The organism is Pseudomonas palleroniana (assembly GCF_022836895.1).
Classification (GTDB): Bacteria; Pseudomonadota; Gammaproteobacteria; order Pseudomonadales; family Pseudomonadaceae; genus Aquipseudomonas; species Aquipseudomonas palleroniana.
The window spans coordinates 3,640,945-3,653,074 of the sequence record NZ_CP092411.1 but is presented as its reverse complement, the minus strand read 5'-3'; the positions used below and the strand labels follow the sequence as shown (position 1 = coordinate 3,653,074).

The 12,130-nt window shown below is 57.7% G+C and carries 9 protein-coding genes; all 9 read right to left on the bottom strand.

Translation table 11 applies throughout. The annotated features are described in order from the left end of the window. Nucleotides 1–7: 7 nt before the first annotated feature. The 9 genes from MJP36_RS16655 to MJP36_RS16615 all read right to left on the bottom strand — a co-directional run bounded on the left by MJP36_RS16655 (nt 8) and on the right by MJP36_RS16615 (nt 12,079). Complete coding sequence (locus tag MJP36_RS16655) at nt 8–1,558, bottom strand: GGDEF domain-containing protein (protein ID WP_244383496.1); 1,551 nt, start codon at nt 1,556–1,558, stop codon at nt 8–10. 145 nt (nt 1,559–1,703) lie between these two features. Further along, a complete protein-coding gene (locus MJP36_RS16650; protein WP_244383495.1) occupies nt 1,704–3,491 on the bottom strand; it encodes a sensor domain-containing phosphodiesterase in 1,788 nt (595 codons plus the stop codon). 125 nt (nt 3,492–3,616) lie between these two features. After that, a complete protein-coding gene (locus MJP36_RS16645; protein WP_244383494.1) occupies nt 3,617–5,113 on the bottom strand; it encodes a methyl-accepting chemotaxis protein in 1,497 nt (498 codons plus the stop codon). 128 nt (nt 5,114–5,241) lie between these two features. Further along, on the bottom strand, nt 5,242–6,234 hold the full coding sequence (locus MJP36_RS16640) for a LacI family DNA-binding transcriptional regulator (RefSeq protein ID WP_060753051.1): 993 nt from the start codon (nt 6,232–6,234) through the stop codon (nt 5,242–5,244). 75 nt (nt 6,235–6,309) lie between these two features. After that, entirely contained in the window at nt 6,310–7,812 is a 1,503-nt protein-coding gene (locus MJP36_RS16635; protein ID WP_244383493.1) for a glycoside hydrolase family 32 protein, read from the bottom strand. Continuing rightward, nucleotides 7,809–8,954: an ABC transporter ATP-binding protein gene (locus MJP36_RS16630; RefSeq protein WP_244383492.1), complete on the bottom strand. Its 1,146-nt coding sequence runs from the start codon at nt 8,952–8,954 to the stop codon at nt 7,809–7,811. Before MJP36_RS16630 ends, MJP36_RS16635 begins: the two co-directional genes overlap by 4 nt. A 27-nt stretch (nt 8,955–8,981) precedes the next feature. Continuing rightward, nucleotides 8,982–9,824, bottom strand: a complete 843-nt coding sequence (locus MJP36_RS16625) for a carbohydrate ABC transporter permease (protein WP_244383491.1) — start codon at nt 9,822–9,824, stop codon at nt 8,982–8,984. Further along, nucleotides 9,821–10,783 (bottom strand): carbohydrate ABC transporter permease, encoded by a 963-nt coding sequence (locus tag MJP36_RS16620; protein WP_244383490.1) that lies wholly within the window; start codon nt 10,781–10,783, stop codon nt 9,821–9,823. Before MJP36_RS16620 ends, MJP36_RS16625 begins: the two co-directional genes overlap by 4 nt. Nucleotides 10,784–10,804: 21 nt before the next feature. After that, a complete protein-coding gene (locus MJP36_RS16615) occupies nt 10,805–12,079 on the bottom strand; it encodes an ABC transporter substrate-binding protein (protein WP_244383489.1) in 1,275 nt (424 codons plus the stop codon). Nucleotides 12,080–12,130 lie beyond the last annotated feature (51 nt).

Here is a 12,130-nt window from a genome sequence, read left to right as displayed (position 1 = left end):
CGTGCATTTAAACGAAGGGAGCGCAGGTTTCCTGGGGGGCCAACTGTACTCGGTCACGACCGCCGGATTTGGCGGCGTACATGGCAGCGTCCACCCGCCGCATAAGGTCCTCGAAGGACTCAGGGGGTGCCCACGTCGCCACGCCAAAACTGCAACTCACCTGGCCCGCTTCATCAAACGGGAGGGCGCTTATCAACAAGCGGAGCTTTTCTGCCAGTTTTCCTGCGTCGTTCAGTGCGCTGCTCGGGCATATGAGTGCGAATTCTTCTCCGCCCGTCCTGCATAGCAGGTCGCTTTTACGTATTGCCGCACTGATCCGGGCGCACAAAAGCCGCAGGACTTTATCGCCGCACAGATGCCCCTTGCGGTCATTGATCAGTTTGAAGTGATCGATATCGAACATGATCAGCGATAACGGCTGGCGTTGAATATTGGCCTCTATGAGCAGGCGCGCCATGGATGTTTCAAAGTAACGTCGGTTGTACACGCCGGTGAGGTGGTCGGTAATGTTCATGGTCTGCAATTCTTGGGTGCGCTCGGCAACCAGGGAAAGCGCGCGGGTACGTTGTGTGATCAGCAGGAACATCATCGCGGTCATCAATAACGTCAACACGGCCCCGGACACAACAATCAGGCCGCTGGAAAACACGTGACTGTTGGCTGCCGAAAACGCCGGGCCGGGCCGAAACTGCATGACGTAGGTATTGTCAGCGACGTTGAGCAGCCGCCGCTCGTAGAGTTCCGAATCGGCTGGCGGCGTTGAGCTTTGATAAATGTACTCACCGGCCGCTGCGTCAATCGTTGAGAGCGTCACGTTCAGCCTCAGCATGCTTGCCAATGGAATGTTTTGTTCCATCAAGAACGCCAGGCGCACGGTGGAAACCACGTAGCCCTGCAGGCCATCGTCATGCTCGGGAATCGTGGCGTCTGGGCCGAATACGGGTGCAATAAAGAACACACCGAACTGGCCACTGGACATTTTCAGCGGGTCCGACACGACCATTTGATGGCTCTCGCGAGCTCGGGTGAACAGCGCTTCACGATTCGGGTTGGCCATGACGTCGGTACCTGGGGTGATCTTTACATCATCCAGCGACAGCAGGTAGAGCAGAATCCAGTGTTCCGCTCGTTCAGTGAGGGGACGCGTTTGGCCGTTGAGGGGGTTGATCTCATGATAAGAAAAATCGCTGGTTCCGTTCAGCAGCGCTTCGGCGCGAAAGGACTCCAGATCCTTCTGCTGGATCCTCTGGACCCAGCCATAGGTTTCGCCTTCCTCAACCAGCGGCGTGACAAAGCCCATGAATTCTTTTTCAGTAACGTCGTCGGCGTTGATAAAGAACCGCTTGACGGTGTCCAGCTTTAAATCTTGCACACTGAAACGTCGCTGTACGCGACTGAAGCGCTCGTCAACTTCGAGTTTGAATGCAACGCTGGCGGTGCGCTGCTCTGTCCTTGTGTAAAAGGTCAGCACCAAGACTGTAACGGCAATGCCTGTCAGGCAGATCAGGGTGCAAAAGATCACGTCGGCAACTTTGAAAGCACCCAAATGAAAACGCATCTTCTTTTTTGATCCTCAAGCGTCGACGGCAGAGCGTATAGGGGAGACGGCAGTATGCTGGCTATCGGCCCTTGCTCAAAATACTTAACGACTCGCCTGGAGAACGCCTTGGATTTGGGAACGGCGGTGAGCGGAGCAAACCGGTTTAGAATATTGGCGCAAGTTCCAGAGCGGCCCCGCCCCGATCAAACCATTTCTTCAACGCTTGCGGGCTTAGAGGCTGGGTGATCAAGTAGCCCTGCGCTTGTGTGCAGCCCCATTTGGCGATCAGGTGAAGAGTGCTTTGCGTTTCGACACCTTCGGCGACTACTCGGTAGCCCAACCCCCTGGCCAGTTCGATGAGCGTCTTGACCAGGCGCTTATCTTTTTCATTGTGGGGGAGGTTACCGATCAGTGATTGGTCGATCTTCACTGAATTGGCCGGCAGCTGACGTAGATAGGTCCAATTGCTGTAGCCCGTGCCAAAGTCATCGACCGAAATTTCTATTCCCAGATCTCGAGCTCTTTCGAGTTGGCGTACGACCTTCTCCGGATCGGACATGACCATACTTTCGGTAAATTCCAGCTCCAAGTCTTCAGGAGCAAGTTTGCCTGCCTGTAGGTAGCTTTCGATTTTATCCACGAACCGCGAGTTTTCGAGGTCACTGACCGTCACGTTCATCGCGACCCGTACCGCAAGCCCCTCGGCTTTCCATGCGCGCGACTGTTCGACTACTGCCTCCAGGACCCAGAAGGTGATGGACTGCATCAGCGCGGTCTTGCCTGCCAGGGGGATGAATTCTGCCGGACTGATCACGCCAAGTGTTGGATGCGTCCAGCGGATCAGTGCTTCAACGCTGTCGCATGTGCAGCCAGGTATGTTGATTTTAGGGTGGTAAACCAGACTGAATTGAGTGCTCGAGCGCACGGCCTCTGATAAGGAGCTAAGGAGCGTGAACGCGCGTTGCTGAGCGGCGTCCAGTTGCGGCTGATACAGCGCCCACCCGATATTACGCACCCTCGCATCATCCGCAGTGCCGACGACAAGGCGCAGCCAGTCCTTCTCCTCCGGGCCCTGGATTGAAAGTACACCGATACCGGTCTGCATCAGGATCGGAATGCCCCGGCAGTCCACCGGCTCCTCGAAATTGGCAAGGATTTTCGCGCAGAGTTGCTCGATGGGAACATCACTCTTGAGCAGGAACCCAAAGCGTGTAGGGCTGATTTTGTACAGCAGGCAATGTTTGGGGATCAGGCGTTGAAGGCGTGATTTAACGCACAGCATCAACGCCTGCGCGAAACTGTAACCGAGTGCCTTGACCACATCATTCAAGAACTTCGGCGAAATCACATCAACCGCGTAAACGTGGTACGGCTCTGCGTTGGCGCGCGCCTGGCGGATATCTTCTTCCAACCGGAGGCGGTTGAATAACCCGGTCGGCTGATCTACATAGTTTCGGGAGCGCAAGCCCCTGATTTGCATCATCACCAGCTCAGAGAAGTACGTCAGCATGGCTGCATCGCGCGAGCGCATCGGCGTTCTGGGGGCGGTGTCTATGATGCACAGGCTACCGAGGGAGAAACCGTCATGGGTGAGCAGCGGGGCGCTTGCGTAGTAACGAATAAAAGGTGAGCCGGTCACTAACGGATTGTTCATGAAACGCTCGTCCTCGTGAGCGTCCAGGATTTCCATGAACTCCCTGTCACGCAGAGAATAAGCGCAAAAAGCGACATCCCGCGGGGTGGACCGTTCTTCTATCCCCACGCGCGCCCTGAACCACTGCTGGTGTTTTTCCACAATGGATATCAGCGCGATCGGCGCATTGAAATACTTCGAGGTCATCGCAATTATTTTCTCGAAGACCTCATCCTCTTCATTGTCATGCGGGCACAAGTCCGCCACGCGTGCCAGGCGCTGTGTTTCATAATCCCTTTCTTGATCCAAAGCGTCCATGATCTCTCTCGTTTAGCCTGTGTCTGGCTGGAACAGTAGCAGATGGCTACTAGCCCCACGACTGCATTTATCTATCGCCTCTATAGCTCAACGCAGACGGAACCGGACACCGGAACAGGCTCAACTCACTTATGAAACCGGCGCCCCAGCGCATCCAGCCGCACCGCAATCGGTGGCAACTGCTGACTGCTCCTGGCCAGCGTTTCCACATCCAGCGCGGTGTTCTGCGCAATGTTCTGCACCGATTGCAGCCGTCCCACGATCTCCACATTCGCCGTGGACTGCTCTTGGGTGGTCGATACGATCCGCCCATTCAACTGATCAATCTGCGAGATATCGTTGCCCACCGCGCGTAGCATCTCGACTGCCAACTGGCTGTCTTCCACGCACCGTTCCACGCCTTGGCGGCTGTCGTGCATGGCCTGCGCCGCCCGCCGGCTGCCGTGTTGCAACCCCTCAATAATAGTCTTGATCTCCTGGGTGGACAGCGCCGTGCGCTGCGCCAGGTTACGAACCTCATCGGCGACGACGGCAAACCCACGGCCTTGCTCACCCGCACGGGCGGCTTCAATGGCGGCGTTGAGCGCCAGCAGGTTGGTCTGGTTGGCGATGCTGCTGATCACCTCCAGCACTGAGCCGATCTGTTCGGCTTGTACGGCCAGTTCCTGGACCGTCTCGTTGGTGTCGTGGAGGCGGGTGGCGAGTTGGGTTATTTCCTGTTGGGCCCGGCCGACGCTTTCCTGGCCGCGAATAACCTGCCGGCTGGCTTGAGCCGCGTGCTCGACGGCATGTTCCACATGTACGGCGATATGGCCCGTGGCGTCTTCCATGCGTTGCATGGAACCGGTCATTTGCACGATTTCCGCCAGCTGGTGGCGTGCGCCGGTTTCCAGAGTGCCGCTGGCGTGGGCCAGTTCCTGGCCGAGTTGGCCGAGGCCGTGGGAGTCGCGGGCGACGCCGTCGATCAGGCCGGTGATCTGCGTCAGGAAGTGATCGAAGCGGGTAGCCAGGGGCACGTGGGCTGTTTCCGCCTTACCCGTGGCGGATCCATCGTTGAACTGGGTGGTGACGGCCAGCATCTTTTCGAGCATTTCCTGGCTCTCTACCGCTTCGCGCTGGCTGTGCACGGCAAGGTAGAGCAGGGCGATCGTCTCCATGACCACGTATAACGCATGGACGAAGATCATGTTCCAGCCGCCGTGATGTTCCATCACAAATACCGGAAAGCCCTGGTGCTGCAAGGCATGAAACACCACGTGGTGCACCGCGATGGTCACGGCGGCCACCAGGATCGGCAGCCAATCGCGGTAGACGGTCAGCACCGCCAGCAGCGCGAAGATACCGAAGTGCGATTCGATGACTCCCTGGGCCTGGTTGATGTGCAGCGCCGCCATGATCATCAGGCCAACGCCAAGCGCACAACGCATCAGGCGTGTGCCGCCGATGACCCGATAGGCCAAGGTCAGCACCACGCTGGTGCCGACACCCACGAACAGCGTTTGAAGCAACGTGTCGTGCCAAAACGCCAGGCCCAGCGAAAACAGGGCCATTAGCCAGATCACAGCGAGCATGATGCGGTCGGCTTTCTGGTAATGCTTGATGAAACGAATTTGCGCAGGCATTCACTCGTACTCCATGTGGACAGGCCAGGGTCAGGCAAGCATGCGACGTGCCACAGGGGGATGCGGGGAGCGAATCGGATGGGGGGGCGGAGGCCAGTATCTCGGATCCTATGGCAACGCAGATGTTGTCACAGAGATGTCCTGACCACCAATGGACAATCCACTCGCTGAGTCCCCGAGAGCTCAAGGGTCTCGATCAGGTGCAGGGCAGCCCTGCGACCTATCTCGTAGTAAGGCAGTTGCACCGTCGTCAGCGGTGGGATGAACAACTCGGCGATACCGATCATGTTGTCATAGCCGAGCACCGCGACATCGTCAGGAATTTTCAGGCCGCGGCCCAACAACAACTGATAGGCACAAAAGGCAATGCGGTCGTTGCCACAGACCAGAATGTCGAATTGGGGGCGACCATCAATGATATACCGGTCGAGGATGGCTGCGGTTTCCCCATAGGCGTCATGATCAGAAAGGTCGTATTGCAGGAGCGCGTCAGGCGCCAGTCCGAATGCCTGGCAGGCGCGCTGCATGCCTTGTTGTCGCAGGCGCCAGGCCAGGCTCTGTCTTGGCAAGTTGATAAACAGAGGGCGCCTATAGCCTTGGTCCAGTGCGTGGTGTAACGCCCGATACTGCCCCATTTCGTCGTCTGGCACATAGCTGACCAGGTGACTGTCATCCGCCACGCAATTGGCGAGTACCAGAGGCTTACTCTTCAATCGCTCGGGAATGCTCACCTGGCGTAATCCCATGGCGCTGAAGATCAGCCCGTCGGGACGGTGCGATAGCATCAGGTCGATATTCTGGTCGGTGGGCGGGTTGCTGAGCAGGTTGAGGATAAAGACATTCCAGCCAGCTTTCTGCGCGGTCTGTTCGATGGACAGCAGCAACTCAACAGCGAACGGCGTTGTAGCGGTGTCCAGCGCGAATACACCAATGGTTCGACTTTGGAGGTTGTCACCACGAAGCTTTCGCGCCGACATACTCGGCACGAATTGCAATTCGTCAATGGCACGGCGCACCCGTTGATAAGTGTCGGGGCTCAACTTTTCCGGATTGCTGAGCGCTCGCGAAACCGTCATCAGGGACACACCGGCCAGCTGTGCAACGTCTTTCACTGAAGTCATGCGAAGTGAAACCGGTCAGATTGAGGCAGAATCATGCCACATGACTCGCGCTTCTCGCGACTTGAATGACGTGGCTCATAACCAGCCCGAGGCGAGAGACCAGGCCCTGGGAATCGAGACACGCCCGCCACTTCCGCTTGCAAATAGCTTCACACCCAAACTGCCGGGCTGTGGGTAGAGGCGGCTGCTGAGACTCAAGCGCCCGTTTTCCTCGAACACCTCAATGGAGGAGCGATCAAGGAACACACGCAGTGCCAGCAACCCTTGTGTCGGGTCTATCGCCACGCTGCGCAGACCAGTGACTTGTGCGCCTGAGCGGCTGCGGTCAAGTACCAGGCGCTGCAACACCGCATCGTAGTAGAGCAGGGTCTGTTCTTGGCCATCGTCGCTACAGCGCAAGGCGATGCCCAATTGCCCATCGGTGCAGTCGAGCAAATCCAAATGTACATGGATTTCCAGCCTATCGCCTTTCACCTGCGGCACGCCCCGGATTCCCGCCTCATCCCACCAAGGCATACTCGGCAACGCAGCCTCGCGTAGGGCGGTCAGCTCCCGTGCCGGAAACATGCAAAGGCGGTCCGCGCAAAGTTCAAGTTCGCGTGGCAATCCGAGCATGCCGCACCAATGATGGGCCTGACTTGGCATCGGGCTTTCCCACATGTCGAGCCAGGCCCACACGAGGCGCCGACCATCGGGGCTCAATAGCGTTTGTGCGGCATAGAAGTCGTGGCCATTATCCAGCTCGATAAACGGCCCTCCAGTGAAGTGCCACTTATCGTCGAGTCGACCCACCCGGTAACCCGTCTGGTACTTGTTGAGCCGTTCGTAACCTTCGGCTTGCATACCTTGAGGGGAGTACAGCAGCACATCGTGTCCGTTTAGCCGAAACAGATCCGGGCACTCCCACATATAGCCATCGCCTTCGCTGCCGACTGCCACATAATCAAGAAACTCCCAGGCGTGCAGATCGGTGGAGCGGTACAACGGGAGCAGCGGCATATCGCCCAGACGTGCGCCTGCAATGAGGTACCAATAGTCATTTTCCTTCCATACCTTGGGGTCGCGAAAGTGCATGATGGCGTCTTGCGGCGGGGTCTCGATGACGGCGCCATGCTTGACGAACTGGATGCCGTCGGTGCTGGTGGCCAAGCATTGAACTTGACGGATCAAGCGTTCATCACCCACTTCCCCCAACCAGGTGTGGCCGGTGTAGATCAGGGCCAAGGTATCTCCACACACCACCGCACTACCGGAAAAACAACCGTCACGGTCGAAGTCTTCGCCGGGTGCTAGCGCAATGGGCAGGTGCTGCCAATGAACCAGGTCGGCACTCTTGGCGTGCCCCCAATACATAGGGCCCCATTTCGCATCGAAGGGGTAATGTTGATAGAAAACGTGGTATTCGCCACGAAAGTACACGACCCCGTTAGGGTCGTTCATCCAGCCTGCCGGGGGGGCGATATGATAGCCCGGTCGATAATCCTGGATGACGCGAGACAGGCCATCAGTCAGTGCACGCTGCGCAAGGTCGAGGCAAGAGGGTATTGGATCGTTGAGGTTATTCGACGACATGGTCATAGGGCCTGTACTCGGGCTGCATGCACAGAGACATCACTGCGCAGGTTTTCAATGAACGGTGGGGGGCGCTTCAAGGCTGCGCCGTCGCCGTCGAACAGATGCAGGTTATCGATGTCCAGCTGCAGCTCGACCCGATCGCCAGCCTGCCATCCGGCGCTGACCTCACAACGACAGATCAGTGGTTCGTCCTGGCCTGTTTCGAGGTGCACATAGGTTTCGCTGCCAAGGTATTCGACCCCAGTCACGACGACTCCGGCGGCAGCCTCTGTCGCTTTGAGCGAAATGTGCTCGGGGCGAACCCCCATGGTCAGCAGCGCACCCGTCGCCAGGTTCGAGCTATCGAAGGGCAGGGAGGTCAGGCCCAGCACGGGGGCGTCAACCAGGCTGGTTTCTCCCGGCGCCTGCAGGCGCGCCGGCAGAAAATTCATTTTGGGCGAACCGAGGAAACCGGCGACAAAGCGGCTTGCTGGACGCTCATAGAGTTCGCGCGGTGAGCCGACCTGCTCTACGCGACCACCGTTGAGCACCACAATTTTATCGGCCAGGGTCATCGCCTCCACTTGATCGTGGGTGACGTAGATCATTGTCGAGTCAAGTCGAGCATGCAGCCGGGCAATTTCGTTGCGCATCTGCACGCGCAAGGAGGCATCCAGGTTGGAGAGCGGCTCATCGAACAGCAAAATGTCCGGTTCCCGCGCCATGGCCCTACCCATTGCCACGCGCTGGCGCTGCCCGCCAGACAGTTCTTTTGGTTTGCGTTGCAACAGCTTGTCCAATTGCAGGATTTGCGCGGTTTTCAGTACGCGCTCGCGCAAACTGGTCTTCTCGGTCTTGGCCAGTTTGAGACCAAAGCTGATGTTGTCGTAGACGCTCATGTGGGGGTACAGAGCATAAGACTGAAATACCATGCCGACGCCACGTTCGCGCGGTTCCAGATCGTTGACCCTTCGCCCATCGATCAGCAGGTCGCCGCCACAGATCGAATCCAGCCCGGCGATCAGTCGCAGCAGGGTCGACTTTCCGCAACCCGAAGGGCCAACGAAGACCACGAACTCACCCGCAGCAATGTCCAGGCTGACGTCGCGAAGAATCCGCGCGCCGCCCAATTGTTTGTTCACGTTGTCTAGCTTCAATTTGATCACGATGCTGTTCCTTGTAGTTGTTGGGCATCAACCCTTGAGCGCGCCGGCAGTGAGACCGGAAACGATTCGACGCTGAAAGATCAGCACCAGGATCACCAGTGGAACGGTGACCAGTACCGATGCGGCCATCAACAGCCCCCAGGGCAGCTCATGGGGGCTCCCACCGGAAATCAAGGCGATGGCAACTGGCACCGTGCGTTGTGTGTCTGTGAGGGTGAAGGTCAAGGCGAACAGGAACTCGTTCCACGCAGCGATAAAAGCCAGCAGCCCCGTGGTGACCAGTGCGGGCCATAGCAATGGCAACAACACCCGGGTAAGCGTGACCCAGGGCGAAGCGCCATCCATGATTGCCGCTTCTTCCAGTTCATGAGGGAGTTGCCCCATGAACGTGGTCAGCACCCAGACAGTGAAGGGCAGGGTGAAAATGGTGTAGCTCAGGATCAGCGCCCAAGACGTGTTGTACAGCCCTAGCGCGCGGATCACTTCGAACAGCCCCGACAGCACTGCGACCTGGGGAAACATCGACACGCCGAGAACCATCATCAATACCGTGCCACGCCCGCGGAATTTCACTCTTCCCAAGGCATAGGCGGCCGTCACACTGAGGAACAGCGCCAACGTCACCACGCAAAGCGCGACTAGCAGCGAGTTACCGATAGCCCGCAGGAATGAGGCTTGGTGGAGTACCGTCGCATAGTTGGAGAAGTCGGGATTGCCGATCCAGTAACTGACCTCGAACAAAGCGCTGGACGGCTTGAGTGAGGTCACGATGGCGTAATAGAAAGGGAAGACCGCATACAGCAACAACACCCCGATCAGGCACCAGAACCCGAAGCGCAACAGCGCTTTTTTGAGTATGCGCAGGCTCATGATCGAACCTCCATTTGACGGCGTCCGAGGTAGAGATAAAGCATGGCGATTACTGCAACGACCAAAAACAGCAGAGTCGAGGCCGCGCTGCCGTATCCAACATCCTGGAATTCCACCAGATGTTGGCGGGCATAGACCGACATGCTCATGGTGCTGGAAGAATTTGAGGTCAGCACATAGATGACATCGAATACCCGCAAGGAATCGAGGATGCGGAAGATCGCGGCCACCAACAAGGCGGGCATCAACAGTGGAAGCGTGACGCGCCAGAACACTTTCAGCGGATGAATACCATCGACCTTGGCGGCTTCGTAACAATCGCCCGGCAACATCTGCAGGGCAGCCAGCATCAGTAGCGTGACAAAAGGCACCGTTTTCCAGACATCGACGATGATGACCGCCCACATCGACAGATCCGCATCTGCTGTCCAGGCAAGGGGCGCATCAATCAGGCCGATGCTCAGCATCATGTGATTGATGATGCCGAACTGGTCGTTGAGCATCCAAGACCAGATCTTCGCCGAGACAATGGTAGGAATTGCCCACGGAATCAGAATCAGCGCACGCACCAGGGAGCGGCCTGTGAACTTGATGTTCAGCAGCAACGCCACCAGCAGCCCCAGGACGACTTCCAGTCCCACCGACACCACGGTGAAATGCAACGTGTTGCGCACAGCGTTCCACCATTGCGGATCAACCAGGATGCCCGACCAGTTGGCGCCGTCGTGGGACAGATAATTGCTCAAGCCCACGAAGGATCCGCCACCGGTGTCCGCCAAGTCGGCGTCGGTCAGGCTGAACCAGAAGGTCCGCAGTAGCGGCCAGGCCGCCACCAGGGCCAGACACAGCAACATCGGCGTCAGGAATAGCCAGGCGGCGCGTATCCGACGACGCTCTATGGGGGTTTCCCTGATGAGCAGGTGCTCATCAGGGGAGGCATGGGTAATAGAGGCAGGCATGGTGATTTTCTTCCTTGTGGCTTACCAGTTCTTGCGTTTGATGCGCGTGAGTTCGCTTTCCAGTTCGGTCAGGGCCTGATCGACAGGCAACTCGCCTGCCAGCACGCTATGCACTCGATCGAAGAACGCATTGGAGACCCGTGGGTAGCGCTCGGCGGTGATTGAGGCGGGGCGCATCACCCCGTCGTTGAGAATGCTGCGGAGTTGGCTGTAATACGGCATTGCCGCGAGCAATTCGGGGTCCTGATACAGCGACTCGATAACCGGGTTATAGGCGCCGATCAGGGCACGATGTTTTTGCTCTTGAACACGGGTGAGATAGCTCACCAACTCTGCCGCGATTTTTGGATGAGCGCTGTAACGCGATACCGCCAGGCCCCAGCCGCCAAGTGTGGATGCATGGCTACCGGTGATGCCGCCTCGGGGCAGGGGAGCGACCCCGACCTTGTCTTTTACGATACTGTCCTGGCTTTGCACCAGGGCCCAGACATAAGGCCAGTTACGCATGAACAAGGCGTTTCCAGATTGGAATACGCCACGTCCTTCTTCCTCGGTGTAGTTGAGTACGCCGCGCGGAGAGATGTCGCCTACCCAGCTTTTCGCCAGGGCCAAAGCCGTTCTTGAGGCCTGACTGTTGACCACGATCTCTCCGCGTGGATTGACCAGGCCGCCTTCCGGTTGGCTGCTGATCCACTCCAGCGCATTACATGTCAGCCCCTCGTAAGCGCGTCCCTGAAAGATATAACCCCACGCATTGGCGTTCCCGGCGTTGCGTTCAGCCTGTTGGACATCCCTGGCGGTCGTGGTCAGTTCCTCCCAGGTCTGGGGAACCGGCTTGTTGTATTTCTCGAGCAAGTCCTTGCGGTAGTACAGCAGGCCCGAGTCGGTGAACCACGGCATCGTCACAAGCCGTCCATACACTGTCGCGTTATCCACCTGCGCCTGGAAGTAGCCTTGCGTCGCATCGGCGGGCAGCACTTCGCGCAGATCCAGCAGATGCTTGGCCAGCATGCCGGGCCACACCATGTCGATTTGGATGATGTCGATGTCAGTGGACTGCGCACTCAGAATTTGTTGGTAGAACGCCAACCTCTCGGTCGCCGAGTTAGGTGTGGAAACCACTTGGACGTTGTGGCCGGTCTGTTTCGACCAGGTATCGACCGCCTCTTTGCAGAGTTGCAACTCCGCACCCACCGCGCCGCACGAGATCGTCAAATCAGCTGCGCTCGAGAGGGATGGAAACCCGAAGTAGAGGGTGAAAAGTGCAGCAGGAAGAAGAGATTTCATATGTTTCATTGATCACCCTTTATTTTTGTTTTTAGAGAAGTTAACGTTAACACAGCTAAA